The sequence below is a fragment of the Nonomuraea sp. GTA35 genome (genome assembly GCF_041950525.1).
Lineage (GTDB): Bacteria > Actinomycetota > Actinomycetes > Streptosporangiales > Streptosporangiaceae > Nonomuraea.
In genome coordinates this window covers 148,116-173,170 of sequence record NZ_JBGNUV010000010.1, presented here as the reverse complement: position 1 = coordinate 173,170, position 25,055 = coordinate 148,116, and the positions used below count along the sequence as shown (strand labels likewise).

Sequence of the window (25,055 nt, the reverse complement as noted above, 5' to 3'; positions counted from 1 at the left end):
GCGTCAGCCGATCAGCTCCGGCTGGCCGGCCAGGAGCCGATAGCCGACTCCGTGGATCGTGCGGATGGGCACGGACGGGCCGAGCTTGTTCCGCAGCGCCGCGATGTGCGTGTCGAGGGTGCGGCTGGAGGACTCCCAGGTGGCGCCCCAGATCTGGTCGAGGATGACGTCGCGGCTGACCACGTTCGGAGCCCGGCGGGCCAGCAGCAGGAGCAGCTCGAACTCCTTGCGCGTCAGCGTGACGGGCGCGTCCTCGACGAAGACCTCGCGGGTGGCGACGGCGATCCGCATCGGGCCGAGCACGAGCGGCTCGTCCGGGTGGCTCAGCGCACGGGCCACGCGGGTGCGCCGCAGCACGGCGTCGATCCTGGCCAGCAGTTCGGGGACGCCGAACGGCTTGACGATGTAGTCGTCGGCGCCGGCGCGTAAGCCGCGTACCCGCTCGTGCTCCTCCGAGCGCGCGGTCACGGCGATGACGGCGGTCTCCGGCCGGTCGCGCAGCTTGCGGATCACGTCGAGACCGTCGCCGTCGGGCAGGCCCAGATCGACGAGCACCACATCGGACGGCGCGGCGCGCACGGCCTCCGCGGCGGTGGCGATGCGGTGGACCTCGAAGCCCGCCTGGGCCAGGACGGTCACCAGGCCCCGCGCCACGCGGTCGTCATCCTCGATGATGGTGATCCGCATACCGGCGGATTGTACGGCGCGGACGGCGCTTGTGTTAGCCCTTCACTTCTTGGGATTCTTCTGACATCCAGCGCATTCCTTGAGATTTCTCTGACACCATCCGCGTCCCTGCCACCCGAGACTGAGGCCGCGCACTCACTGACCAACGGGCATGCGCTGACGAGGAGGTCGCCATATGAGAACGACCAGCAGGTACCGGGCCTCCACCCGGATCATCACCGCGATCGGCGTCGTTTCGCTCGTCGCCGCCTGTGCCGGCAACGGCGGCACCACCGCCACGGGAGGCGCCACGGGCGGAGGCTACCCGGACAAGAACATCACGTTCGTCGTGCCGTTCAGCGCGGGCGGACCGACGGACACCGTCACCCGCATGATCGCCGAGCCGATGGCCGCCAAGCTCGGCGGCAAGATCGTCGTACAGAACGTCGAAGGCGCCGGCGGCACGGTCGGCGCCGGCGAGGTCGCGCGGGCCGATCCCGACGGCTACACCGTGCTCATGCACCACATCGGCATGTCCACGGCCCCCGCCCTCTACCAGAACCTCGACTACAAGCCGCTCGAGGACTTCCAGACGGTCGGGCTCGTCACCGAGGTGCCGATGACGATCGTCGCCCGCAAGGACTTCGCGCCCAAGACGCTCCAGGAGCTCGTCACCCACGTCAAGGCGAACGCGAGCAAGGTCACCCTGGCCAACGCCGGCATCGGCGCCGCCTCCCACCTGTGCGGCCTGCTGTTCCAGACCGCGACCGGCGTCAAGCTGCAGGAGGTCCCGTACGAGGGCACCGGCCCCGCGCTGACCGACCTCGTCGGCGGCCAGGTCGACTTCATGTGCGACCAGACGACCAACACCAGCGGCCAGATCACCGCGGGCGAGGTCAAGGCGTACGCGGTCACCACGCCGGAGCGGGTCAAGAGCCTGCCCGACCTGCCCACCACGACCGAGGCCGGCCTGCCGCAGCTCCAGGTCAGCGTCTGGCACGGCCTGTACGTCCCGAAGGCCACGCCGCCGGAGGTCGTCCAGAAGCTGACCGAGGCGCTGAAGGTGGCGCTGGCCGACCAGAAGGTCATCGACCAGATGGCCAAGCTCGGCACCGCGCCGGTCCCGGCCGAGGACGCCACTGCCGAGGCGCACCGGACCAAGCTCCAGGAGCAGATCGGCACCTGGGGCAAGGTGATCGCCGACGCCGGGGTCAAGGCCTCCTGAGGTGAAGCACCGCCGATCCTTCCCTGACGTCCTCGCCGGAGCCGTCTTCGTCCTGATCGGTGGCGCGTTCGCGGCGGGGTCGCTCGGCTACGAGCTGGGCACCCCGCTGCGGATGGGCCCCGGCGCCTTTCCCTTGCTGGCCGGCGCGGTCGTGGCCGCCCTGGGGCTGGCGATCGTCGTCAAGGGGCTCGTCGCGGGCGAGGTGGCCGCGTTCGGGCCGGTCCCCTGGCGGGCGATCGCCGTCATCGTGCTCGCGCTGCTGTTCTTCGGCTTCACCGTACGGGGCCTCGGGTTCGTGCCGGCGTCGGCGGTGACCGCCCTGCTCACGACGCTGGCCAGCACGCGCGTCCGCCCGCTCATGGCCGTGGCGGTGGCGGCCGGGCTCACCGCGGCCGGCACGCTCATCTTCGTCGTCGGACTCCAGCTACGGATCCCGCTCGTGGGCCCGTGGCTGGGCTTCTGACGCCGCATCCGGATTGAGAGGGCATGGAACTCCTCGACAACCTCGCACTGGGCTTCTCGACAGCCCTCCTCGTCCAGAACGTCCTGTACTGCTTCGTGGGAGTGCTGCTCGGCACGGCGGTCGGCGTGCTGCCCGGCATCGGCCCGACGGCCACGGTGGCGATGCTGCTGCCGATCACGTTCAGCTTCGAGCCGGTGACGGCGCTGATCATGCTGGCCGGCATCTACTACGGCGCCCAGTACGGCGGCTCGACGACCGCCATCCTGATCAACCTGCCCGGCGAGTCGTCGGCCGCGGTCACCGCACTCGACGGCCACGAGATGGCCCGGCAGGGCAGGGCCGGCGCGGCGCTGGCCACCGCCGCCGTCGGCTCCTTCGTCGCCGGTACGATCGCCACCGTCGTGCTGGCCGTCGCGGCCCCGCCGCTGGCCAGGGTCGCGCTGCAGTTCGGCGCGGCCGACTACTTCTCGCTGGTGCTGCTCGGCCTGATCGTGTCGATCGCGCTGGCCCGCGGCTCGGCGCTCAAGGCCCTGGCCATGATCGGGCTCGGCGTCCTGCTCGGCACCGTAGGCCAGGACATCTACACCGGCACCCCCAGGTTCGTCTTCGAGCAGCGGGAGCTGTACGGCGGCATCGACTTCGTGTCGGTCGCCGTCGGCATGTTCGGGGTGGCCGAGATCCTGCGCAACCTGGAGAACGAGCGGACCCGCACGATGGTCGTCAGCAGGGTGAAGAACCTCTGGCCGACCCCCGAGGACCGGCGCAGGATCGTCGGTCCCATCCTGCGGGGCACCGGGCTCGGCGCCGCGCTCGGCGTCCTGCCCGGCGGCGGCCACGTGCTGGCCTCGTTCACCTCCTACGCCGTGGAGAAGCGGATCTCCAAGCGGCGGCAGGAGTTCGGGCACGGCGCGATCGAGGGCGTCGCCGGCCCCGAGTCGGCCAACAACGCCGCCGCCCAGACGTCGTTCATCCCGCTGCTCACCCTGGGCCTGCCCGCGCACCCGGTGATGGCGCTGATGGTCGGCGCGTTCATCGTCCACGGCATCACCCCGGGCCCGAACGTCCTCACCGACGAGCCGGAGCTGTTCTGGGGGCTGATCGCGTCGATGTGGATCGGCAACGTGCTGCTCGTGCTGCTGAACCTGCCGCTGATCGGCATCTGGGTGCGCATGCTGCACATCCCGTACCAGGTGCTGTTCCCGATGATCATCCTGTTCGCGGCGATCGGCACGTACTCGCTGTCGTTCAACGCGTTCGACGTCTACGCGATCGTCTTCTTCGGCCTTCTCGGGTACGTCCTGATCAAGTGCGGCTGCGAGCCCGCGCCCCTGCTGCTCGGGTTCGTCCTCGGGCCGCTGCTGGAGGAGAACCTGCGGCGGGCGCTCATCATCTCCCGCGGCGACGCGACGGTCTTCCTCACCCGCCCGATCTCCGCCGTCCTCCTGCTCCTGACGGCGGCGGCCCTGGTGGTCGCCGTCCTCCCGGCGATCCGCAGGCGCCGCGAGGTCGTCTTCTCCGAGGACGAGTAGGCCGGGCCGCGCGCGGGCGAGCCGGGTCCGCCGGGGGCGGCATCCCGCGCGCACGGGCGCATGCCGTGCGAGGCCACCCCGTCCGCGGGGGCCGCGGTCCTGTGCGAGCGGGCATGACGCCGCCCGCTCGCACAGGACTCCGCACTACGTCACGCGGGTTCCCCGACCGAACCCGCTACGACGAACGAGATCAGACCAGGTCGAACCGGTCGGAGTTCATGACCTTGGCCCACGCCGCGACGAAGTCCCGCACGAACTTCTCCTTCGCGTCGTCGCTCGCGTACACCTCGGCCAGCGCCCGCAGCTCGGAGTTCGAGCCGAACACCAGGTCGGCCCGGGTGCCGGTCCACTTGAGCTCGCCCGTGTCGGCGTCGCGGCCCTCGAACGTGCTCTGGTCCTCGGACGTCGCCTTCCACGTCGTGCCCAGGTCGAGCAGGTTGACGAAGAAGTCGTTGGTCAGGACGCCGGGGGTCGTGGTGAAGACGCCGTGCTGCGTCTGCTGGTGGTTCGCGCCGAGGACGCGCAGGCCGCCGACGAGGACGGTCATCTCGGGCGCGGACAGGTTCAGCAGGTTCGCCTTGTCCAGCAGCAGGAACTCGGCCGGCAGGCGGTTGCCCTTGCCGAGGTAGTTGCGGAAGCCGTCGGCGGTCGGCTCGAGCGCGGCGAACGACTCCACGTCCGTCTGCTCCTGCGTGGCGTCCACGCGGCCCGGCGTGAACGGCACCTCGATGTCGAAGCCGGCGTCCTTGGCCGCCTGCTCCACCGCCGCGCCGCCGGCGAGCACGATCAGGTCGGCCAGCGAGACCTGCTTGCCGCCGGTCTGGGCGCCGTTGAAGGCCTTCTGGATGCCCTCGAGGGTGCCGAGCGCCGTGGCGAGGCGGTCGGGGTCGTTGACCTCCCAGCCGATCTGCGGCTGCAGGCGGACGCGGGCGCCGTTGGCGCCGCCGCGCTTGTCGCTGTTGCGGTAGGACGAGGCGGACGCCCACGCGGTGGACACGAGCTGCGACACCGGCAGGCCCGAGGCCAGGATCTGGCTCTTGAGCGCGGCGATGTCGTCGGCGTCGATGAGCTCGTACGTGCGCGCGGGCAGCGGGTCCTGCCAGAGCAGCACCTCGGACGGGACCTCCGGGCCGAGGTAGCGCACGATCGGGCCCATGTCGCGGTGCGTCAGCTTGTACCAGGCCTTGGCGAACGCGTCCGCGAACTCCTGCGGGTTGTCGCGGAAGCGGCGCGAGATCTGGTCGTAGATCGGGTCGACGCGCAGCGAGAGGTCGGTCGTGAGCATCGTGGGCGCGTGGCGCTTGGACGGGTCGTGCGCGTCGGGGACGGTGCCCTCCCCGGCGCCGTCCTTCGGCCGCCACTGGTTGGCGCCCGCCGGGCTCTGGAACAGCTCCCACTCGTACCCGTACAGGATCTCGAAGAAGCTGTTGTCCCAGGTGATCGGGGTGTTGGTCCAGATGCCCTCGAGGCCGCTGGTGATCGCGTCGCCGCCCTTGCCGGTGCCGAACGTGTTGCTCCAGCCCAGGCCCTGCTCCGCCAGGGTGGCGGCCTCGGGGTCGGCGCCGACGTGGTCGGACGGGCCCGCGCCGTGGGTCTTGCCGAACGTGTGACCGCCCGCGATCAGGGCGACGGTCTCCTCGTCGTTCATCGCCATCCGGCGGAACGTCTCGCGGATGTCCCTGGCCGCGGCGAGCGGGTCGGGGTTGCCGTTCGGGCCCTCCGGGTTGACGTAGATGAGGCCCATCTGGACGGCGCCCAGCGGCTTCTCCAGCTCACGGTCGCCCGTGTAGCGCTCGTCGCCGAGCCACGTGGTCTCGGGACCCCAGTAGACGTCCTCCTCGGCCTCCCAGACGTCCTCGCGGCCGCCCGCGAAGCCGAACGTCTCGAAGCCCATCGTCTCCAGCGCCACGTTCCCGGCGAGGATCATGAGGTCGGCCCAGGAGAGGTTGCGGCCGTACTTCTTCTTGACCGGCCACAGCAGGCGGCGGGCCTTGTCCAGGTTGGCGTTGTCGGGCCAGCTGTTGAGCGGCGCGAAGCGCTGCTGGCCGGCGCCGGCGCCGCCGCGGCCGTCGCTGATCCGGTACGTGCCGGCGCTGTGCCAGGCCATCCGGATGATCAGCGGGCCGTAGTGCCCGAAGTCGGCCGGCCACCAGTCCTGGGAGGTGGTCAGCACCTCGGCGATGTCACGCTTGACGGCCGGGAGGTCGAGGCTGAGGAACGCCTCGCGGTAGTCGAAGTCGTCGCCGTAGGGGCGGGCCACGGCGGGGTTCTTGGCGAGGATCCTCAGGTTGAGCCGCTCCGGCCACCACTGACGGTTGCCGCCACCCTGGGTCGGGTGGGCAGCGCGCGTGTGCGCGACCGGGCAGCCGGCGCCTTCGCCCTCTGCCTTCGGGTCTGTGACGATCGCGTCATGGTTCTCGGTCATGGGAATCCTTCCAGGACTTGGGTTCAGCAGCTCACGCAGTGCGGTTGGTGGAGCAATCGGGGCACCGGCCCCAGTAGATGACCTCGGCCTCGTCGATGGCGAAGCCGTGGTCGTCGGCGGCATGCAGGCACGGGGCATGACCGACCGCACAGTCGACGTCGGCGACCGCGCCGCACGACCGGCACACGATGTGGTGGTGGTTGTCCCCCACGCGCCCCTCGTACCGGGCCGGGCTCCCGGCCGGTTCGATCCGGCGCACGAGACCCGCCGCGGTGAGCGCGTGGAGGGCTTCGTACACGGCTTGCAGGGAGACATGACCCACGCGCTCGCGCACCCCGGAGGCGATCGCCTCGACATCGAGGTGGTCGCCGTGCCGGACGGTGTCGAGCAACGCGACCCGGGCGGCGGTCACCCGCAGGCCGGCGCCGCGCAACTCCTCGGCGGTGGTCGGAGTCCTGGGTGCGGTCATGGCGCCACAACTTACCGCCATAAACACGAGAGATACAAGATAACGAACAGTCCCAGTTATGTCCCGGGTCAGGGTTTTACCGTCCGCCCGGCGGAGCTTGAGAAAACGGCTGCTCCGCACGTGTGCGAGAGTGAGCGCACGTGCCGCCTCGCCCCCCGGGAGCCGACAGCTCGTGCCGCCCACCGACCCGGCTCGCCTGGCCGCCTACGACGCCGTGTCCACCGCGCTGGCCATGCTGAGCGACCGGGAGGTGGCCGAGCTGGTCGCGGCGGCCGAGCCGCGCGTGCTGACCGGCGCCTTCGCCGGGTTCCCCCTCCTGTGCCACTGGCGGGTGATCCCCGATACCGCTCCGGAGGGGCGCCCATTTCCTCAATCTGCTCACCGACGGCCGCGAGATCTACTTCGCCGATCTGGGGCTGGCCCTGAGCACGCGGTTCACGCTGTCCGCCGAGGAGTCCCGCTTCCTCGACGATCACCTCTCCTACGACCGGTACTACACCACCAGTCACCTCCTTCGCCACCACCTGCCGGGCGGCACGCGGGAGAGGAGGGAACACGTCCGGTTCCTGCGCGAATGGGTGGCGGGCGGCGTCCGGCGCGATCAGCTCTCCGAGGCCGTCGCCGGGCTCGTCGATCGGCACGCCGCGACCGCTCTCGTCTTCGAGGAGTTCGCCGGGCGGCTGGTCGGCGAGAGCAAGCGGACGCCTTTCCCGCGCGGGGAGCTCGACCGCGCGTAGCGGTCAGCCGGCGTGCCAGAACGTCGACAGCACCACGTGCACGGCGGTCGCGCCCAGGACGCTGATCACCGCGTTGCGGGTCTTCAGGTGCAGCCCGACCGCGGCCGCCAGGGCCAGGACGGCCGGCACCATGGCGGTCCAGGGCGTGGGGCGCAGGTCGCGCAGGGTGTAGAGAGCCAGGATCAGCATGATGCCGGTCGGCATCTGCAGGGCCAGGAACTGCAGGACGGACGAGCGCCGCAGCGGGCCCAGCACGGCGAAGGGCAGGGCACGCAGGCCCCACGTGATCGCGGCGCTGACGGCCACGACGGCGGCCAGGTAGAGCGGGGTGGGCACGGTGGTGCTACCTCTCCGGGCCCAGGCCCGAGGTCGATACCGGTACGGGTGAAGGGGCCGAGGGCGCCGGCCTGGTGGCCGTGGCGCCGGCAGCGACGGGTGCGGTGACCGGGGCCGGGACCATGACCGGGGCCGGGGCCGGGCGGCGGTGGCGCAGGGCGTACCGGATGAGCAGGCCGGCCGTGAACAGGCCCATCGCGACCGGCAGGAGCTGCCCCGGGGTCAGGAGCGCGGCGCCGGCGAAGCTCGCCGCGGCCAGCAGCGGCGTCGGCAGGTCGCGCCGGTCCCGCCAGGCGTCGATCGTCAGCACCACGAACAGGGCGGTCAGCGCGAAGTCCAGCCCGTGCAGGGTGACCGGGACCAGCGCGCCGGCGAGCGCTCCCGCGGTGGCGCCGCCGACCCAGTAGGCCTGGCACAGCGCCTGCATCCACAGGATGCGCGCGCCGCTCCAGCCGCGGGCGCGCCCGCCCGCGGTCAGCGCGTACGCCTCGTCGGTGAGCGCGAAGGTCGCGTAGAGGCGGCCGAGCGGGCGGACCTGGCGCAGCGGGAAGGACAGGGCGTAGAAGACGTGCCGCATGTTCACCAGTAGCGCCGTGACGGCGATCTGCCCCAGGGGCGTCGCGGCGGCGACCAGCCCGAGCAGCAGGAACTCCAGCGACCCCGCGTAGATCACGGCGGTGAACACCGTCGCCCACCACCAGTCCAGCCCGGCGTGCGCCACCAGCACGCCGAAGCTGACCCCGAGGGGGAACAGGCTCAGCCCCACCGAGGCGGTGTCGGCCGCAGCCGCCGTGAAATCCCGCGTTCGCATGAAAGTAATTTTAGTGCTTATCCCGCATAATATGGTTTCACGCGTTAGGGGAAATCGGACAGATGAGCAATCTTATTATCCTGGATCACGTTGATCGTGAAATTTTGTTCCAGCTGGCCCAGGACGGCCGGATGTCGAACGTGGAGCTGGCCCGCAGGGTGGGGCTGACGCCGCCGCCGTGCCTGCGCCGGGTCAAGCGCCTGGAGGAGGCCGGGGTGATCGCCGGGTACCGGGCGCAGATCTCGCCCGAGGCGCTCGGCCGCTCGCTGGAGGTGGTCGTGTCGGTGGAGATCGCGGTCAACGACCTGCAGACCGTCGAGGAGTTCGAGTCGCGGGTGGCGGCGCTGGAGGAGGTGCTGGAGTTCCGGCGGATGTTCGGGCGGCCCGACTACTACATGCGCGTGGCGGTGGCCGATCAGTTCGCCTACGAGAGGTTCCTCAGCCAGCAGATCCTGCCGCTGGCCGCGGTCTCCCGGGTGGACTCCCACCTCACCATGAAGCGCATCAAGGATTAGCGGCCGGGTTCTTCTATATGTAGGCTGCCTACGTGTAGCGTGCCTACAATGAAGGAGACACCCAGATGAGTGCGGAACAGGCCGGCGGATCCCCCGGGCGGACGGTGCGGCTGGTCGTCCTCGTCATTGCGGGGATCATCGTCGGGAACGTGCTGGTCACCCTGCTGATGACCCGGGACACCGGCCTCGGGGTGGACGAGCTCATCGCCTTCGCCGGAGGCGCCGTCCTCGGGCTCCTGGTCGAGTTCGGGGTCTTCCGGCGGTCCGGGCGCTGAGCCGTGGACGCGCTCGACCTGGCTCGGCTCGAGTTCGGGATCACGACGAGCCCGTACACGCCGTCACGGTGGCCTGCTACTACCTGCAGCACCCCTCGCGCGGCGCCGGCTCGGCCACGCCGGCCCAGTGGGCGCTGCTGCACGTCTACCTGCGCGGCGGGCTCGCCGCCCTCACCCCGTTGACCCGGCGCGCCCGCCGGCTCAACTCCCACCGACACGGCGGCCACACGCCCGGCGCGGACGACTTCCCCGGCGCGCCGCCCTTCCCCGGCGGTGCCACGCCGCCGCCCGGGTACGCCACGACGATCACCGACGTCGCCCTGGACGGCACCTTCCCGGCCGAGGGGCACGAGGAGCGCGTCAGGCGCTGGGCGGCGGACACGGTGGTGGCGTGGGGGTGAGGGTGTCGAGCAGCGTGCGGACGAACGAGGCCGCCGCCTCCTCGTCGTCCCGGAACCCCGCCTCCGACATGTGCTCCAGGAACGCGTGCTGGAAGCAGGCCCCGAGCAGCAGCCCGGCCGCCGCCCGCACGTCCGCCCCGGCCCGCACCCGGCCCGCCGCCTGCTCGGCGCGCAGGTAGGCGGCCAGCGCCTCGTTCGGCTTGTGCGGCCCGGCTCCCTCCTGCCGTAGCTCTTCCTTGTGCGTGGTCAGGGTGGCCGGGTCGGCGAACACCGAGGCGAACATGGGGAACCCGGCGCGGTACAGCTCGATGGCCGCCCTGGCCACGGCGGTGAGGGCGTCCGCCAGGCTGCCCCCGCCGCGCAGTGCCCCGGCGAGCGGGGAGAAGTCGGGGGAGCGCTCCCGCATCACGGCCACCATCAGGTCGGCCTTGCTGGGGAAGTGCTTGTACAGGGCCGCCTCGGTGAAGCCGGCGGCCCGTGCGATCTGGCGCGTGGTCACGTTGGCCAGGCCTCGCTCGGCCATGACCTCGGCCGCCGCGTCGAGGATCACGTCTCTGGTGCCCATGGTCGCCCTCTCGCCGTTGACATGGTTAGTAAACACTCACTAGCCTGCGATCTGGGTTAGTAAGTGTTTACCAACCAGGAGTCTAGATGAAGAGACCCATCGTCATCACCATCAGCCTGCTGCTCGCCGCCGCGCTCTGCGCCACCGGGACCGTCGCCTACCTCACCTTCCTCCGCCCGGCCGACAACCCGCCCGCCGACGCCTGCGCGACGCGGGCCACCAGGCCGCGCGTCGTGGCGGCCGGAGCCAGCATGACCCAGGGCTCGCTCGGCGCCGACTGGGTGGCCTCGCTGCGCGCGGCGTTCCCCGCGTACGAGTTCGTCAACGCGGGCAGCAACGGCGACACCACCGCCGACCTGCTCCAGCGTGTCGACACCGACATCGTGGCCTGCCGCCCCGCCGCGGTGACGCTCCTCATCGGCACCAACGACGTACGCAACGGCGTCCCGCCGGCCGAGTACCGCGCCAACCTGCGCGCGATCGTGGACCGCGTCAGGAGCGGCACCGGCGCCCGCGTCGCCCTCATGTCCCTGCCCCCGCTCGGCGAGGACCTGAACGCCCCGATCAACCGCACCCTCACCGGCTACAACGCCGCCGTCAAGGACCTCGCCGCCCGGACGGGAACGGACTACCTGGCCCTGCACGAGCGCATGGCGGACATCCTCCGGCACGACACCCGGACGTCGTACGGCTTCAGCTTCCCGCTCGCCTTCACCGTCGCCGCCCAGCACTACCTGCTCCGGCGCACCTGGGACGAGATCGCCCGCGCGGGGGGCCGGGAGCTGCTCGTGGACCACATCCACCTGACGGACCGGGGCGGCGCCCTCGTCACCGAACTGGCCGGCGGCTGGCTGACCGGCATCAAGGGCACATGACCGGCGCAGGTCGTACGGGTGGAAGCCCGCGCCTCGCAGGCGCCTCGGGCCGGACGGGCGTCAGCCGAAAGCGGAAGCCCGCTGCGGGCAGGGCCGTCCTGGTTACGCTCGGCCTCATGACCGAGACCTGGGACCCTTCAGCCACGGGCGTGCTGCGCCTGCCATCGGGCCGCCTCGTCCGCGGCAGGGGCCTGCGCCACCCCCTTCCCTCAGGCCCGCAGCCGGCCTTCGCCCTCTACCTCCTCGGCAAGGAGCCACCGGGCGTCGGCTGGGAGCACCGGTGGGTGCGCTGGCCCGACTTCTGGCTCCCGTCCGACCGTCCGGCCGCGGCCGAGGCCCTGCGCGAAGCGTGGAGCCGCGCCGCCACAGAGCGCGTCGAGGTCGCCTGCGGCGGCGGCAAGGGCCGCACCGGCACCGCCCTGGCCTGCCTGGCCGTGCTCGACGGCGTCCCCGGCGACCGCGCGGTGGCCTACGTGCGCGAGCACTACGACAGGCACGCGGTCGAGACCCCGTGGCAGCGCCGCTTCGTCACCCGCTTCGACGCCTCCCCCGTCACCCCGTAGGAGGCGTCACTCCACGGTCCGTAAGATCCGCTCGTTCGACTCCGTCCGGGAGCGCAGCTCCGCCAGCTCTGCGGCCATGCGCTCCTGCGCCTCCACCGTGCTCCGGGCGAGCTCCTCGAACCGCGCCATGAGCCCGCGCAGCTCCTCGGCCGCGTCGGCCTGCCGCCGGGACTTGCGGGACTCGAAGATCCCCACGGTGAGGACGCTGATCAGGAACGTGACGAGGATCAGCACCCCGAGGAAGAAGATCACCTCGGGCCCAGGAGCCCTCCTCGGGGTCCGGCCTCGTGAGCGTCCTGGCCGCCTCGGCCAGCGAAGACGCGGTCAGGTGCAGGCTGAAGTCCGTGACCTCGTAGTACTTCATGGCCTTGCCGTCGTCCGACAGCTCCAGGCTGCCGGCGATCAGCCCGGCGGCCTCCAGCCGCCGCAGGTGCATGTGCAGCAGCGGGCGGCTGATGCCGATCTCGCGGGCCAGGTGGCTCACGTAGTCGCGCCCGGCCGCGAGCCGGGCGATGATGCGCAGCCGCAGCGGGTTGGCCGGCGCGGCGAGCATCTCGACCAGGTCGTCACCCGTCGGCCCGGCCTCCGTCATAGCTTCCCATCACCTGTGAGCGTCACCTTGCGGGGCACCGTAACACAGCGGTTCAGGCCGCCCTGACCGCTTCCGGCTCCTCCGCCGGCGCCGCCCGGTCCCCCTTGGCCAGGGCCAGCCCGGCCGCCAGGCAGATCAGCGGGATCGCCGGGATCACGTACCGCACGTCGAAGGCCGCCAGGAACGGCGGCGAGGCGACCAGCGCGAGCGCGGCCAGCCCCGGCAGCAGCGCGTCCCAGCGCCGCCTGACCAGCGCCGCCGCCAGCGTCCCGAGCAGGGCCAGCGTGAGCAGCGGGAACGGCACGTACCCGAAGCGCTGGTAGGCCCGCAGCCACCCGGCGAACGGCTCGACCACCCGGGTCGCCGCCGGGCCCGCCTCGTACGACTCGGCCACCCCGCGCACCGACTCGCTGATCGGCCGCTCGGAGACGGGCAGCTTGTACGGCGTCTTCTCGTCCACCCCCGTGCGCTCCCAGCGCAGCAGCTGCTTGAGGTCGGTCGCCACCGCCCCCAGGTACGCGCCCGGCTGGGCGAGGATGGCCTGCCTGGCGAACTCGCCGGCGAGCTGGTTCCTGTTGGCCGTGCCCGGCACCTTGAGCAGCGGCGAGAAGCTCTCCCACAACCAGTGCGGCGGATACGGCCGCTGCTCGACCGGCATGTCCGGGCAGAGAACGGACAGCCGCTCCGGCGGCTTGATGACCGCGCAGTCGGCGAAGCTCATGGTCCTGGACCACAGGAAGTTCCCGTCGGCCTCGGTGAGGCCGAACTTGCCCTTCTCCACCTTCATCCAGGTCGCGTACGCGCCGAGCGGGATCGCCCCGGCCACCAGCAGTGCCACCAGGGGGCGCCAGCCGTACCGCCTGATCAGCAGGTACGCGGCGGTCAGGAGCAGCAGCGGCAGGCCGACGGTCCTGGTGATCCCGGCCAGGCCCAGCAGCATCCCGCCCACGGCGGCCGTGGCCGGGGTGACCCGCCAGACGATCAGCGCGACGGCCGCCGTGACGAGCACGACGAAGACGGCGTCCGCCATGATCATGTGCTCGAGCAGGATGAGGAACTCGTCGTAGAGCAGCGGCGTGACCAGCAGCGTCGCGCCCCAGCCCGGCAGTCCGCGGCGGCGCAGCAGCGCGTACAGGGCCACCGCCAGCGCGAGCATCAGCAGGTGCTGCAGGACCGTCACCAGCGTGAGGCTGTGCGCGGGCCGCAGCAGCGCCAGCAGCAGGGAGTAGCCGGAGGGGCGCGCGGTCCCCGGTGCCAGCTCCTCCTTGAGGAAGGCGAAGGAGTCGCCGTAGAAGAGGATCGCGGGCGGGAAGCCGAGCACCGCGAGCACCCGCAGCCCGATCGCCGGCAACATGGCGATGACCAGTGCGCGATGGGCCAAGACAGATCCGCTTCCTCGTGTGTCCGGGCCCCCACAATAGTGGACATCCCGGTCACCGCTCCGGGATACCGCGGGCCCCCTTGTCCACGCCATTACCGAATGACATTCTGGAATTCGGTCGCCAATCTGTCGTCGCGTCTCGCGGAGGACATCCATGACCATCGACAAGGAAGCCCTGCGCCGGAAATATCGCGAGGAACGCGACAAGCGGCTGCGCCCGGACGGCAACGACCAGTACCTCCGCCTCACCGGCCGCTTCTCCCGCTACCTCGACGACCCGTACACCCCCCGGATCGAGCGCGACCCCAAGACCGACCACGTGACGTTCGCCTTCATCGGCGGCGGCTTCGCCGGGCTCGTCACCGGCGCCCGGCTGAAGGAGGCGGGGGTCGAGGACGTCCGCATCGTGGAGAAGGGCGGCGACTTCGGCGGCACCTGGTACTGGAACCGCTACCCGGGCGCGCAGTGCGACACGGCCTCGTTCGTGTACATGCCGCTGCTCGAGGAGACCGGCCACATGCCGACCGAGAAGTACGCGCACGCGCCCGAGATCCTCGAGCACTGCCGCCGCATCGGCAAGCACTACGGCCTGTACGACAACGCCCTCCTCCACACCGAGGTCACGGACCTGACCTGGGACGAGACCCGCTCCCGCTGGCTGATCAGGACCGACCGCGGCGACGCGTTCACCGCCCAGTTCGTCGCCATGGGCATCGGCCCGCTGCACGTGCCCAAGCTGCCCGGCATCCCGGGCATCGACGACTTCCGCGGCCACGCCTTCCACACCAGCCGCTGGGACTACGCGTACACGGGCGGCGACCCCTCCGGCGCGCCAATGGACCGGCTGGCGGACAAGCGGGTGGCCGTCATCGGCACCGGCGCCACCGCCGTGCAGTGCGTGCCGCACCTGGCCAGGGCCTGCGCCGAGCTGTACGTCTTCCAGCGCACGCCGTCCTCCGTGGACGTGCGCGACAACCGGCCGACCGACCCCGAGTGGTTCGCCACGATCGCGACGCCCGGCTGGCAGCAGCGCTGGCTGGAGAACTTCACGGCCAACCAGACCGGCGCCCCCGCAGAGAAGGACCTGGTCATGGACGGCTGGACCGACATCTCCCGCCGCTTCCGCGCCAAGATCGAGCACCTGCGGCCCGAGGAGCTCACCCAGGAGAGCATGCTGGCCGCCTTCGAGGACGCCGACTTCGAGAAGATGGAGGAGATCCGCGCCCGCGTGGACGCCGTCGTCCAGGACCCGGAGACCGCGCGCAACCTGAAGGCCTGGTACCGCCAGCTCTGCAAGCGCCCCTGCTTCCACGACGAGTACCTCCAGGCGTTCAACCTGCCGAACACCCACCTCGTCGACACCGGCGGCAAGGGCGTCGAGCGCATCACGGAGCGGGGCGTGGTGGCGGCGGGCCGGGAGTACGAGGTGGACTGCGTCATCTACGCCTCGGGCTTCGAGGTCGGCACCGACTACATCCGCCGCGCCGGCTACGACCTGACCGGGCGCGGCGGCGTCCGGCTGTCGGAGCACTGGGCCGACGGCATGCGCACGCTGCACGGCGTGCACGTGCACGGCTTCCCCAACGCCTTCCTCGTCCAGCCGACGCAGGGCGCCAACCTCATCTCCAACATCCCGCACAACCTGACGGAGGCGGGCAGGACCATCGCCGTCACCGTCAGGCACGCCCTCGACCACGGGTACGCGGAGGTCGAGCCCACCAAGGAGGCGGAGGAGGGCTGGGTGGAGTTCCTCCTGTCGGGCACCGGCCGCCTGCTCGGCTCCCAGGACTGCACGCCCGGCTACTACAACAACGAGGGCCAGGATCCCGGCAGGAAGAGCTGGCTCGGCGTCGGCCACCCGCACGGGGCGATGGCGTACTTCGCCTACATCGACGGCTGGCGCGAGTCGGGCGCGTTCGAGGGCCTCGACTTCCGCCGCGGGCGCCAAGATCGGTAGCCTTCGTCCACCATGAGCGGCGGCCGGGAGATGAGCGTGCCCCACCGGACCCACGGCGAGCGGGCCAGGCAGGTCGCCGGACTGACCGCGAACGCCTGACCGCGGCGTGCGACAAGCGTGTCCGCAGGGTAGGCGTTTCGTGGGCCCGCCGATCGGACGGGGTAAACCAGCAATGTGACTCATGGAAGCCGGAAACCCCTGCGCAAAGGCGACGGCGGCCCTTTTGTACGGTTCCAGGTCCGCTATTACGGGCGGCTCGGCGTGCCCGTGGGCATCTTCGCCGCCTGTCACCATCTCCGCCGCGCCGGTCGGCTGACCCCGGTGGACGACGAACTGTTCACGAAGGTGGACGACTGGTTCATCGCGCGGTTGCCGTACCCGCCGTTCTACGCGGACGGCAACACCATCCGCGCCGTCCCGTGGTTCAAGCCGGGCGCGGCCTGCCTCATCGACGCGCTCGCGCCGCTGGAGGACCTGCTGCGCCGGTACGGCGTCGCGTACGACGTCGTGCGCTCGCCCGATCCCGGCACGATCATCTACGAGGACGACTTCCAGATCGGGGTGCTGCCCTACGTCAGGCGGTCCGCGGGAAGCCAGGTCAACGCGCCGGCGGTGTCCGGCGGCAACGGGCCGTACGGGTGACAGGCGCGGGCGCGGAAGCTATCCCTGGCACTACTGCGCGCCCCTGACCTCGGCCGATACGGTCACATGGTGCTCAACAGGACCGCGCTCGAAGCCCTGACCCGGCACCCTCTGCCGTTCCTGGCCTCCGGCTGGCCCTGGCGCGGCGCGGCGTACCTGGCGGCCAGCGCCGTTCCCGGCGTGGCCGCGGGGTGCGTCGCGGCGGCCGCGGCCGCCGGCGGCACGCTCGTCACCCCGGCGCTGGGCGTCGTCACGGGCCTGGCCGCGCTGGCCCTGGGCAGCGTGCTGGTCGGGCCCTTCGAACGCCTCCGCCTGCGCCTGGTGGACGCCGTCCCCGTGCCCGAGGCGCCGCACCGGCGCCGGCGCGAGGCCGGGCTGGCGATCATGACTCTCCTCGTGCTGTGGTGGATCGATCTGGTCATGCTGGCGTTCACGATCGGCGGCCCGCTGGTCCTGGCCCTGTCCCCGGTGCTCCAGGACGAGCTGACGCCGATCGCCGGCGTGCTGTCCACCCTCGCGGGCGTGCTGCTGCTGCCCGTCGCCGCGTACACGATCACCGCCTGGGCCGGCGCGCGCGGCGCGATGGCCCGCGCGATCCTGGCGCCGGCGCAGTCCGAGCTCACCGAGGTGCTGCGGTCGCGGGCGCGGCTGGTGGACGCGTTCGAGATGGAGCGCCGCAGGATCGAGCGGGACCTGCACGACGGCGCCCAGCAGCGGCTGGTCTCGCTGTCCATGTCGCTCGGCGTCGCCGGCCTGGACCTGCCGGAGGGGTCGGAGGCGGCCCGCCTGATCCGGCTGGCCCACGACGAGGCCAAGCAGGCGCTGGTGGAGCTGCGCGAGCTGATCAGGGGCGTGCACTCCCCGGTGCTCACCGACCGGGGGCTGGCCGCGGCGGTGCGGGACGTGGCAGGGCGCTCCCCCGTGCCGGTGGACGTGGACGTCGACCTGCCCGGCCGGCTGCCGGCCCCGGTCGAGGTGACGGCGTACTACGTGGTCAGCGAGGCCCTGGCGAACCTCGCCAAGCACAGCGGCGCCGCCAGGGGAGCCGTCACCGGCCGGGTCGAGCGCGGCACGCTCGTCGTCGAGGTGCGCGACGACGGCGCCGGCGGGGCCGACCCCGGCAAGGGGACAGGGCTGACGGGGCTGGCGGACCGGCTGTCCGTGGTCGAGGGGAGACTGTCCCTGTCGAGCCCGCCAGGCGGCCCGACCCGGCTGCGGGCGGAGATCCCGTGCTGAGCGCAAGGGAAGGGGAGAGACCGTGCGCGTGGTGATCGCCGAGGACGCCGTCCTGCTCAGGGAGGGCCTGGCCGGCCTGCTCGAACGCTTCGGTCACACCGTCGTCGCCGCCGTCGGCGACGCGCCCGCCCTGGTCGAGGCCGTGGCCGAGCATCGCCCCGAGGCCGTGGTGACCGACGTGCGCATGCCGCCCGGCTTCGCCGACGAGGGCCTGCGCGCCGCGCTGGAGCTGCGCGCCCGCCACCCGGAGCTGGCGGTGCTGGTGCTCAGCCAGTACGTGGAGCAGACGTACGCGGCCGAGCTGCTGGAGTCCGGCGGCGGCGCGGGCGTCGGCTACCTGCTGAAGGACCGCATCGGCGACGTACGCGAGTTCGTCGACGCCCTCGACCGCGTGGCGGGCGGCGGCACGGTCGTGGACCCCGAGGTGGTGCGCCAGCTCCTGAGGCGGCGGCGCGACCCGCTGGGCAGGCTCACCCCGCGCGAGCAGGAGGTGCTCGGCCTCATCGCCGAGGGCCGCGCGAACGCGTCGATCGCCAAGGAGCTCCACGTCACCGAGGCGGCCGTGGCCAAGCACATCGCCAACATCTTCACCAAGCTCGACCTGCCGCCCGCCGCCGACGGGCACCGCAGGGTGCTGGCGGTGCTGGCGTACCTGCGGGGCTGATCAGGACACGCAGAACTCGTTGCCCTCCGGGTCGGCGAGCGTGACCCACCAGTTGGGCCCCTGGCGGCCCCGGTGCAGCTCCTTGGCGCCCCTGGCGGTCAGCCGCGCGACCTCCGCCTCGATGTTGCCGGCCCCGACCCGGATGTCGAGGTGCGCGCGGTTCTTGACCGACTTGGGCTCGGGCACGAGCTGGAACAGCACGCGCGGAGCACGTTCGAGGCCGTCGGGATGCCTGATGGCCGCGCCCGCCTTCCACACCAGCGCGCCGTTGTGCGTCGTCGTGTCGTCCTCGGAGGCGTGACCCTTGTCGATCAACTCCCTGATGAACGACTCGTCCTGCGCCTCCACCTGCCAGCCGAGCGCGTCGGCCCACCAGTCGGCCAGGGGGTGCGGGTCGCCCGAGTCGACGACGACCTGGAAGTCATATGCCATGCAACGATCCTAAAAGTAGGGCTCAAAAGTTAGAGTCGGTGGACATGAACGAGCAATGGCAGGAGGTAGGCGACCGGGTTTACGTCCGGCGGCATCGGTCGTACGACCTCAACACCGGACTGATCGTGGGCGACGGGCACTGCCTGGTGCTCGACACCCGAAGCTCGCACCGGGAGGCGCAGGACCTCGTCGAAGCCGTCCGTACGATCACCGCCAGCCCGTGGACGGTCGTCAACAGCCACTCCCACTTCGACCACTACTTCGGCAACGCGATCTTCCTGCCCGCCGAGATCTGGGGCCACGCCAGGTGCGTCGAGGAGATCGAGGCCGACGGGGAGCAGCAGCGCGCCGCCCTGATCGAGCGGCGGCCGGAGCAGCGGGAGGAGCTGGAGGAGGTGACGATCGTGCCGCCCGACCACACGTTCACCGTGGCGGCCGGCCTCGACATCGGCGGCCGCATGGTGCACCTGCGGTACTTCGGGCTCGGGCACAGCAGCAACGACGTGGTGGCGCACGTGCCCGACGCGGGCGTGGTGTTCGCCGGTGACCTGGTGGAGGAGGGGGCGCCGCCGGCGTTCGCCGACTCGTACCCGCTCGACTGGCCGGGCACCCTGGCGGCGATGCTCAACGAGATGCCCGAGCAGGTGATCGTGCCGGGGCACGGCGCGGTGGTGGACCGGTCGTACGCGCTGGCGCAGCACGACGAGCTGGCCCTGGTGGCCGACCTGGCCAAGCAGGCCCACGTGGAGGGGCTGCGCGACATGATCAAGTCGTTCCCCTATCCGGAGGACGTCTCCCGTCAGGCGATCGCCCGCGCCTTCATGCAGCTCGACGCCTAGGCCACCCGCATGGAATGGGGGCCGCTGAAACCCGAGGACGCCCACGCGCTGGCCGGCCTGTGGGCCGCGATGGCGGACGCCGACGGCACCGGCGAGCGTCGCAGCGTGGAGGACGTGCGCGAGCAGCTCTTCCACCGCCGGATCGACCTGGCGGGGAGCACGCTCGCGGCCAGGGACGGCGACCGCGTCGCGGCCTTCGGCCACCTGCCGGTCAGGCAGTCCGCGGAGGGCGGGGTGCACGTGCTGCGGCTGTGGGGCGGCGTGCACCCGTCCTACCGCAGGCGGGGATTCGGCAGGCGGATCGTCGGCTGGGCCGTCGGCGCGGCGCCGGCGCTCAGCGAGCGGGCCTTCCCCGGCGTTCCCGCGGAGATCCACCTCGCCGCGGACGACCGCAACCCGGGCGCCCACGCGCTGGCCACGAGTGCCGGCTTCGCCGCCGTGCGCAGGTTCGCGCTGATGGAGCGGGGCCTGGAGGGCGGCCTGCGCGAGCCCAGGACCCCCGTCGGGGTGACGATCGCCACCTGGACGCCCGAGCTGGACGAGGGCGCCCGTCACGTACGCAACGAGTCGTTCAGGGACCATTGGGGCGCCGTGCCGCACACCAGGGAGAGCTGGGCTGGCCACATCACCGGCTCCCGCAACTTCCGCCCCCTGTCCTCGTTCCTGGCCCTGGCCGGCGGCCGGGTGGTGGGCGCGCTGATCACCCACGCCTCCGGCGACCAGGCCCGGATCATGATCGTCGGCACGCTGCGGGAGTGGCGCGGCAGGGGCGTGGCGAGCACGCTGATCGCTCACGCGCTGGCCGCCTTCGCGCGCCAGGGATATCGCAGCGCCGGGCTGAACGTGGACCTCGACAACCCGACGGGCGCCGTCGGCGTGTACGAGCGGGCCGGTTTCATGGTCACTAGGAGCAGCACGAACTACGCGCTACCCGTCAGGCAGCGGGAAACACGCGACGAACCCCCGGTCGCCGTACACGAGTGACCCCTCGTGCAGGAGCGCGATGTCCCGCGCGATCGGCAGCCCCAGCCCGGCGCCGCCCGCGTCCCTGGCCCGCGCCTCGTCCAGCCGGGTGAACCGGCCGAACACCGCCTCCCGCTGGCCGGGCGGGATCCCCGGCCCGTCGTCCCACACCTCCAGCACCGCCTGCCCGCCGTCCGCGGCCACGCGGACCCGTACGGTCGAGGCGGCGTGCCGTACGGCGTTGTCGGCCAGGTTCGTCACCAGGCGGTCGAGGTGCGCGCTCGATCCCTTCATCACCACGTCGGGCTCGACGTCCAGCTCCACCCGCACCTCCGGCCGCCGCCTGGCCCGCAGCGCCGCCTCGGCGGCCACCTGGCCCAGGTCCAGCTCGGCCACGCGCAGCGGCTCGCCGGCGTCCAGCTTGGCCAGCATGAGCAGGTCGGCCGCCAGCGACTGCAGGCGCTCGACGTCGGCCAGGGCCTCCTCGGTGAGCTCGCTGGGCTCGGCCAGCTCCAGCCGGGCCCGCAGGGTCGCGATGGGGCTGCGCAGCTCGTGCGCGGCGTCGGCGACGAACCTCTTGTGCCGCTCCACGGCGGTCTCCAGCCGGTCGAGCGTGCCGTTCACGGTGGTCGCCAGTGCGGCGATCTCGTCCTTGGAGCGCGGTACGGGCACCCGCTGGTTCAGGTCGCGGGCCGTGATGTCGGCCACCTTGGCCCTGATCGCCGCCACGGGGCCGAGCGCCCGGCCCACCGAGAACCACGTCATCCCCGCCACCACGGCCAGCAGCGCGGGCACGCCGGGCAGCAGGGTCTGGTACAGCGTCTGGAGGGCCTGCTGCGCGCTGTCCAGCGACACCCGGGCCATCACCATGGCGGGCCCGGCCGCGGTGGCCACCTCGATCCCGGCGACCGCGTACTCGCCCGGGTCCGCCCATCCCGAGGCGGCGGCGGCCTGCTTCCTGGTCACCAGGAGGTCGGGGTCGGCGATCCGCACCGCCCTGCCGTCCTTCAGGCGTACCTCGCCGGCCTTGCCCTGGACGAGCGGGGCGGTCTCCGCCGGCGTGGCGGGCGTCACCGGCCGCACCCCGGCGTCGTCGGGCTGCTTGAGCTCGAGCGTCTCCGCGTACGGGGCCGCCGCCATGGCCTTCTTGGCCGCCTCGGCGTCGGCGGTGCTCACCAGGGTGCCGCGCAGCGCCACCACCAGGATCAGCGCCGCCAGCCCGAGCGCCAGCGCCACCACGAGCGTGGCCGCCACCGTCGCCCGCAGGCGCACGGAGGACAGCCCGGCCACCGCCCACCCCCAGCGGCTCACGCGGCCTCCAGCCGGTACCCGGCGCCGCGCACCGTCATCAGCGTCGTCCTGCCGAACGGCACGTCGATCTTGCGGCGCAGCGCGCTGATGTAGACCTCGACGATGTTCGGGTCGCCGTCGTAGGCGAAGTCCCACGCCTGGGCCAGCAGCTCGCTCTTGGAGACCACCTCCCCGGCCCGGCGCGCCAGCGCGTGCAGCACCGCGAACTCCTTCGGCGTGAGCTGGATCTCCCTCTCGCCCCTGCGGCAGCGCAGCCCCGCCGGGTCGATCACGAGGTCGCCGACGCCGATCGACACCGGCCGCTCGCGCCCGCCCCGCCGCACCAGCGCGCGCAGCCTGGCCAGCAGCACCACGTACGAGAAGGGTTTGGCCAGGTAGTCGTCGGCCCCGTTGTCCAGGGCCTCGGCCTCGTCGTAGATGCCGTCCTTGGCCGTGAGCATCATGATCGGCGTCCAGTCGCCCGCCTCGCGCAGCCTGGAGCAGACCGCGTACCCGTTCAGTCTGGGCAGCATCACGTCCAGGACGATCACGTCGTAGGCGTTCTCGGTGGCCATCCACAGCCCGTCGCGGCCGTCGTGGGCCACGTCCACCGCGAAGCCCTCGCCCGCCAGCCCGCCCTTGACCAGGTCGGCCAGCCGCTCCTCGTCCTCCACCAGTAACACTCGCACGCCGACCAGGGTGCCTCAGCGCACCTAAAGCCAACCTGAAGATCACTCAGGCGCTCTTCAGGATCACTTCAGGTACGGGTGGCCATCCTCGAGGCGTTCGGTTGTCCCCAGTGAGGAGAATCCATGTTCAAGCGTCGTCTCGCGGTGCTCGGCACGGTCGCCGTGCTCGCCATCACCGGCCTGGCCGGCTCCGCCATGGCCGACGAGCCCTCCCCGGCCGCGGGCTCGAAGGTGACCTGCACGACGCCCGACGGCAAGGTCGTCGAGGTGGTCCCGGCGCTGCCGGCCGAGCCGCTCAAGGAAGGCGTCGTGGTCGGCCCCGACGGCAAGGCGACACGTGTCGACGACAGCAGCGCGGTGAAGGTCGAGCGGCTGCCCGACGGGGGCGTGGCGGTCCGGAAGGCCGAGCCGCTCACGCCCGAGGAGATCGAGAAGTTCTCCAAGGTGAAGGAGCTCTCGCCGGAGGAGGCCGAGAAGCTCTCGTCGGACGACTTCGCCAAGGCGGTGCCCGCCCTGCCTGCCCTGCCCGCCGAGGGCGTCGAGCGCGTCGAGGGCGCCGAGCGCGTCGAGGGCGTGACCCCGCCCGAGGGCGGCCCGGCCGGGACCGTCAAGATCATCTGCAAGAAGCCCGCGGAGTAGGCGAGCCGGGGCTCGCCCGGGGGCTCATTCCGGGAACGACGGGTGCGGTCCCAGCGCCCAGTACTCGAAGAGCCCGTGGCCCACGAGCCCGTCGTACTCGAACCGCCCGACGGCGTCCACCAGGCCCCACATCCTGGCGGCGTCGTCGGGCAGCCGGTACGTCACGCCCTGCACGACGGGCCCGGCACCCTGGTACATCCCGTGCCGCCACTCCTGCTCCAGCCCGTAGCCGGTGCCCACCATGAGATGGACGGGCAGCAGCGGCGTGCAGCGCACGTCGAACGGCTTGCCGCCGGGCGGCGCGAACGTGATCGTGGCCTCGACGACGTCGCGGGTGCCGGGGGCGTAGACCGGGCGGTACTCCGGTCTGCCGAGGTACTCCTCCTCGCGGCCGTCGGGCCACACGCGTACGGCCTCCTCCAGCAGCCGGCGGCCCCGCTCGTCCTCCTGGACGATGCAGAGGATGGCGTGGTCGTCGAAGCGCATCGGCGCGTAGAGCCAGTAGAACGTCCCGGGGTTCTTGGCCATGATCCCGGGCGGCTCCGGCTCGCCGACGGGTCTGATCCCCCATGACCGGTCCCTGGTGCCCATCCAGCGGTCGGGTGTGACGGAGATCTCCCTCTCCCCGATCCTGATGTGTCCGGACCAGCGCCCCGTCTGCGCCATCCGTACCGAGTCGAACACCACCCGCTCCTGCCACCGCAGGAAGTGCCGCGGCTCCAGCACGGCCGGGATCGTCCCCTCCCACAGGAGGTCGAAGGACAGGCCGTGCTCGTTCGGCTCCAGGACCACCCTGAGCCGCTTGAGCCCCTCGACGACCTCGACCCGGAACGGCCCGACCCGCGTGTCCATGCGGTCCGCGCCCAGCTCGCGCGAGGCGCGGACCACCCGGTGCAGGTCGGGGGTGCGTACGCAGGCGAAGGCGTCGGTGACGCCCAGGTTGGGGTACTGGCCGAGGCCGACGATGAGCATGAGCTCGTCGGAGGCGGCGTGGCAGTTGAAGTAGTAGCGGTCGTAGAAGTTGCGGTCTCCGGTGGTCACGTGCCGCATGACCTGGGCGGCCTGGTGGACGGGGTAGTCGTCGAGCGGTGACAGCGCCATGCCCGGCTTTCTAACAAGCGCTTGGTCGTACGTCAACGGGTCACCGGCGGGAGCCGGGGCCGTCCGTCCGCGCCCCCGCACGCAGAAGCGCGCCCCCCTGACGGCGATCGTCACGGGGGCGCGCCACCGGCGTGCCAAGGCGGTCACGACATCCTGCGTGACGCCTCATCCGCCTTGTCCGACACGTTGGCCGCCATGCGGTCCGCGGACTCGGATGCCCTGTCAGCCTTCTCATTGACCCAGCGTGAGGCATCGGAGGCGGAGTCCTTCATGTGCTCGGTCCACTGCTGCGCGTTCCGGCGGTAGAACATGTAACCGATCGTTCCCACCGCAAGGCCGGTCAGCAGAGCGAGCATCGGCCACCGCCGCGACCGCGACGGTTTGGGATCGATTCGCCTGGCCGCGTTGGTCAGCATGGAGCTGACCTTGGGTGCGATCTGCTCCTCGAACCCGTGCGCCGCGGACTCCAGCCGCGGCGCCGCCCAGTAACGGGCGTCTTCGATCCGGTGGGCGGCGGCCACCTTGGCCTGGTCCGCCATGGGCTGCATTCGGCGGCCGGTTCGTACGGCCTGGTCCTTCATGCGACCCACCCACGAGGCCGGTACTTCTATGGCCACGCGGCGTCTCTTCATTCTCAGGGACACGACAACCTCCCCTGTCGTTGGGGCCCCGCAGCCTGACCTGCCCCGGACAAGGCGGCTCAATCATCGCCGTCCATGGGAGGATGGCTCTGGAGGCCGTACGGCCATAATCCTCAAAACACCACAAAACCAAC

The 25,055-nt window shown here is 71.8% G+C and carries 29 protein-coding genes and 1 pseudogene; 16 read left to right on the top strand and 14 right to left on the bottom strand.

What is annotated here, in order from left to right; all coding sequences use genetic code 11:
• Positions 1 to 3: 3 nt before the first annotated feature.
• The gene (locus ACBJ32_RS37510) at positions 4 to 687 is read right to left on the bottom strand and encodes a response regulator transcription factor (protein WP_357874399.1); all 684 of its coding nucleotides are present in this window, start codon (positions 685 to 687) and stop codon (positions 4 to 6) included.
• 175 nt (positions 688 to 862) lie between these two features.
• Between ACBJ32_RS37510 and ACBJ32_RS37505 the strand changes: the two genes are divergently transcribed.
• Genes ACBJ32_RS37505 through ACBJ32_RS37495 form a run of 3 tightly spaced genes read left to right on the top strand, consistent with a single transcriptional unit; the run spans position 863 to position 3,883 of the window.
• Positions 863 to 1,891 carry a tripartite tricarboxylate transporter substrate-binding protein gene (locus ACBJ32_RS37505; protein ID WP_375130771.1) on the top strand — a complete coding sequence of 343 codons (1,029 nt, stop codon included), beginning with the start codon at positions 863 to 865 and terminating at the stop codon, positions 1,889 to 1,891.
• Position 1,892: 1 nt separating this feature from the next.
• Positions 1,893 to 2,354 carry a tripartite tricarboxylate transporter TctB family protein gene (locus ACBJ32_RS37500; protein ID WP_375130770.1) on the top strand — a complete coding sequence of 154 codons (462 nt, stop codon included), beginning with the start codon at positions 1,893 to 1,895 and terminating at the stop codon, positions 2,352 to 2,354.
• A gap of 23 nt (positions 2,355 to 2,377) precedes the next feature.
• Positions 2,378 to 3,883 (top strand): tripartite tricarboxylate transporter permease, encoded by a 1,506-nt coding sequence (locus ACBJ32_RS37495; protein WP_375130769.1) that lies wholly within the window; start codon positions 2,378 to 2,380, stop codon positions 3,881 to 3,883.
• A gap of 190 nt (positions 3,884 to 4,073) precedes the next feature.
• Here the strand turns inward: ACBJ32_RS37495 and katG are convergent, their stop codons facing one another.
• Both katG and ACBJ32_RS37485 read right to left on the bottom strand, forming a co-directional pair.
• Positions 4,074 to 6,308: a catalase/peroxidase HPI gene (katG, locus tag ACBJ32_RS37490; protein WP_375130768.1), complete on the bottom strand. Its 2,235-nt coding sequence runs from the start codon at positions 6,306 to 6,308 to the stop codon at positions 4,074 to 4,076.
• A gap of 31 nt (positions 6,309 to 6,339) precedes the next feature.
• Complete coding sequence (locus ACBJ32_RS37485) at positions 6,340 to 6,777, bottom strand: Fur family transcriptional regulator (RefSeq protein WP_375130767.1); 438 nt, start codon at positions 6,775 to 6,777, stop codon at positions 6,340 to 6,342.
• 578 nt (positions 6,778 to 7,355) lie between these two features.
• Between ACBJ32_RS37485 and ACBJ32_RS37480 the strand changes: the two genes are divergently transcribed.
• Complete coding sequence (locus tag ACBJ32_RS37480) at positions 7,356 to 7,514, top strand: hypothetical protein (RefSeq protein ID WP_375130766.1); 159 nt, start codon at positions 7,356 to 7,358, stop codon at positions 7,512 to 7,514.
• A gap of 3 nt (positions 7,515 to 7,517) precedes the next feature.
• Here ACBJ32_RS37480 and ACBJ32_RS37475 read toward each other — a convergent pair whose 3' ends face one another.
• Positions 7,518 to 7,850: a branched-chain amino acid transporter permease gene (locus ACBJ32_RS37475; RefSeq protein WP_375130765.1), complete on the bottom strand. Its 333-nt coding sequence runs from the start codon at positions 7,848 to 7,850 to the stop codon at positions 7,518 to 7,520.
• A 7-nt stretch (positions 7,851 to 7,857) separates the two neighbouring features.
• Positions 7,858 to 8,661 carry an AzlC family ABC transporter permease gene (locus ACBJ32_RS37470; protein WP_375130763.1) on the bottom strand — a complete coding sequence of 268 codons (804 nt, stop codon included), beginning with the start codon at positions 8,659 to 8,661 and terminating at the stop codon, positions 7,858 to 7,860.
• Positions 8,662 to 8,765: 104 nt separating this feature from the next.
• Here ACBJ32_RS37470 and ACBJ32_RS37465 point away from each other — a divergent pair, with 104 nt between their 5' ends.
• From ACBJ32_RS37465 to ACBJ32_RS37455, 3 genes are all read left to right on the top strand, one after another.
• Entirely contained in the window at positions 8,766 to 9,176 is a 411-nt protein-coding gene (locus ACBJ32_RS37465; protein ID WP_375130762.1) for an Lrp/AsnC family transcriptional regulator, read from the top strand.
• Between the two features lie 65 nt (positions 9,177 to 9,241).
• The gene (locus ACBJ32_RS37460; protein WP_375130761.1) at positions 9,242 to 9,451 is read left to right on the top strand and encodes a hypothetical protein; all 210 of its coding nucleotides are present in this window, start codon (positions 9,242 to 9,244) and stop codon (positions 9,449 to 9,451) included.
• A gap of 68 nt (positions 9,452 to 9,519) precedes the next feature.
• Positions 9,520 to 9,852 (top strand): DUF5946 family protein, encoded by a 333-nt coding sequence (locus ACBJ32_RS37455; RefSeq protein ID WP_375130760.1) that lies wholly within the window; start codon positions 9,520 to 9,522, stop codon positions 9,850 to 9,852.
• On the opposite strand, the gene ACBJ32_RS37450 is transcribed toward ACBJ32_RS37455, so the two are convergent.
• A complete protein-coding gene (locus ACBJ32_RS37450; protein WP_375130759.1) occupies positions 9,812 to 10,417 on the bottom strand; it encodes a TetR family transcriptional regulator in 606 nt (201 codons plus the stop codon). The two genes, ACBJ32_RS37455 and ACBJ32_RS37450, sit on opposite strands and share 41 nt — an antisense overlap.
• 86 nt (positions 10,418 to 10,503) lie before the next feature.
• Here ACBJ32_RS37450 and ACBJ32_RS37445 point away from each other — a divergent pair, with 86 nt between their 5' ends.
• Together ACBJ32_RS37445 and ACBJ32_RS37440 are read left to right on the top strand one after the other, a co-directional pair.
• Positions 10,504 to 11,292 carry an SGNH/GDSL hydrolase family protein gene (locus ACBJ32_RS37445; RefSeq protein ID WP_375130758.1) on the top strand — a complete coding sequence of 263 codons (789 nt, stop codon included), beginning with the start codon at positions 10,504 to 10,506 and terminating at the stop codon, positions 11,290 to 11,292.
• Between the two features lie 116 nt (positions 11,293 to 11,408).
• Positions 11,409 to 11,855 (top strand): protein phosphatase, encoded by a 447-nt coding sequence (locus ACBJ32_RS37440; RefSeq protein ID WP_375130757.1) that lies wholly within the window; start codon positions 11,409 to 11,411, stop codon positions 11,853 to 11,855.
• Positions 11,856 to 11,861: 6 nt separating this feature from the next.
• On the opposite strand, the gene ACBJ32_RS37435 is transcribed toward ACBJ32_RS37440, so the two are convergent.
• The 3 genes and pseudogenes from ACBJ32_RS37435 to ACBJ32_RS37425 all read right to left on the bottom strand — a co-directional run bounded on the left by ACBJ32_RS37435 (position 11,862) and on the right by ACBJ32_RS37425 (position 13,828).
• Positions 11,862 to 12,107: a hypothetical protein gene (locus ACBJ32_RS37435; RefSeq protein ID WP_375131015.1), complete on the bottom strand. Its 246-nt coding sequence runs from the start codon at positions 12,105 to 12,107 to the stop codon at positions 11,862 to 11,864.
• A 157-nt stretch (positions 12,108 to 12,264) separates the two neighbouring features.
• Positions 12,265 to 12,408, bottom strand: a pseudogene (locus ACBJ32_RS37430) (ArsR/SmtB family transcription factor); the annotation flags it as partial.
• A 91-nt stretch (positions 12,409 to 12,499) separates the two neighbouring features.
• A complete protein-coding gene (locus tag ACBJ32_RS37425; RefSeq protein ID WP_375130756.1) occupies positions 12,500 to 13,828 on the bottom strand; it encodes a hypothetical protein in 1,329 nt (442 codons plus the stop codon).
• 154 nt (positions 13,829 to 13,982) lie between these two features.
• Between ACBJ32_RS37425 and ACBJ32_RS37420 the strand changes: the two genes are divergently transcribed.
• The 4 genes from ACBJ32_RS37420 to ACBJ32_RS37405 all read left to right on the top strand — a co-directional run bounded on the left by ACBJ32_RS37420 (position 13,983) and on the right by ACBJ32_RS37405 (position 18,327).
• Entirely contained in the window at positions 13,983 to 15,785 is a 1,803-nt protein-coding gene (locus ACBJ32_RS37420) for a flavin-containing monooxygenase (RefSeq protein WP_375130755.1), read from the top strand.
• Positions 15,786 to 15,959: 174 nt separating this feature from the next.
• Complete coding sequence (locus ACBJ32_RS37415) at positions 15,960 to 16,427, top strand: hypothetical protein (RefSeq protein ID WP_375130754.1); 468 nt, start codon at positions 15,960 to 15,962, stop codon at positions 16,425 to 16,427.
• Between the two features lie 66 nt (positions 16,428 to 16,493).
• Positions 16,494 to 17,663, top strand: coding sequence for a sensor histidine kinase (locus ACBJ32_RS37410; RefSeq protein ID WP_375130753.1), 1,170 nt, complete (start codon positions 16,494 to 16,496; stop codon positions 17,661 to 17,663).
• Between the two features lie 22 nt (positions 17,664 to 17,685).
• Positions 17,686 to 18,327, top strand: coding sequence for a response regulator (locus ACBJ32_RS37405; protein ID WP_375130752.1), 642 nt, complete (start codon positions 17,686 to 17,688; stop codon positions 18,325 to 18,327).
• Here ACBJ32_RS37405 and ACBJ32_RS37400 read toward each other — a convergent pair whose 3' ends face one another.
• Entirely contained in the window at positions 18,328 to 18,759 is a 432-nt protein-coding gene (locus ACBJ32_RS37400) for a VOC family protein (RefSeq protein WP_357874465.1), read from the bottom strand.
• A 44-nt stretch (positions 18,760 to 18,803) separates the two neighbouring features.
• On the opposite strand from ACBJ32_RS37400, the gene ACBJ32_RS37395 reads away from it, so the two are divergent.
• Both ACBJ32_RS37395 and ACBJ32_RS37390 read left to right on the top strand, forming a co-directional pair.
• Entirely contained in the window at positions 18,804 to 19,598 is a 795-nt protein-coding gene (locus ACBJ32_RS37395) for an MBL fold metallo-hydrolase (protein ID WP_375130751.1), read from the top strand.
• Positions 19,599 to 19,607: 9 nt separating this feature from the next.
• The gene (locus tag ACBJ32_RS37390; RefSeq protein WP_375130750.1) at positions 19,608 to 20,582 is read left to right on the top strand and encodes a GNAT family N-acetyltransferase; all 975 of its coding nucleotides are present in this window, start codon (positions 19,608 to 19,610) and stop codon (positions 20,580 to 20,582) included.
• Here ACBJ32_RS37390 and ACBJ32_RS37385 read toward each other — a convergent pair.
• The gene (locus ACBJ32_RS37385; RefSeq protein WP_375130749.1) at positions 20,526 to 21,872 is read right to left on the bottom strand and encodes a sensor histidine kinase; all 1,347 of its coding nucleotides are present in this window, start codon (positions 21,870 to 21,872) and stop codon (positions 20,526 to 20,528) included. The genes ACBJ32_RS37390 and ACBJ32_RS37385 overlap by 57 nt on opposite strands.
• Complete coding sequence (locus ACBJ32_RS37380; RefSeq protein ID WP_375130748.1) at positions 21,869 to 22,540, bottom strand: response regulator transcription factor; 672 nt, start codon at positions 22,538 to 22,540, stop codon at positions 21,869 to 21,871. Before ACBJ32_RS37380 ends, ACBJ32_RS37385 begins: the two co-directional genes overlap by 4 nt.
• Before the next feature lie 123 nt (positions 22,541 to 22,663).
• On the opposite strand from ACBJ32_RS37380, the gene ACBJ32_RS37375 reads away from it, so the two are divergent.
• Positions 22,664 to 23,179, top strand: coding sequence for a hypothetical protein (locus ACBJ32_RS37375; RefSeq protein WP_375130747.1), 516 nt, complete (start codon positions 22,664 to 22,666; stop codon positions 23,177 to 23,179).
• Positions 23,180 to 23,203: 24 nt separating this feature from the next.
• Here ACBJ32_RS37375 and ACBJ32_RS37370 read toward each other — a convergent pair whose 3' ends face one another.
• Both ACBJ32_RS37370 and ACBJ32_RS37365 read right to left on the bottom strand, forming a co-directional pair.
• Entirely contained in the window at positions 23,204 to 24,280 is a 1,077-nt protein-coding gene (locus ACBJ32_RS37370; protein WP_375130746.1) for a hypothetical protein, read from the bottom strand.
• Between the two features lie 143 nt (positions 24,281 to 24,423).
• Positions 24,424 to 24,861: a YtxH domain-containing protein gene (locus tag ACBJ32_RS37365; RefSeq protein ID WP_357874483.1), complete on the bottom strand. Its 438-nt coding sequence runs from the start codon at positions 24,859 to 24,861 to the stop codon at positions 24,424 to 24,426.
• Positions 24,862 to 25,055: the final 194 nt, after the last annotated feature.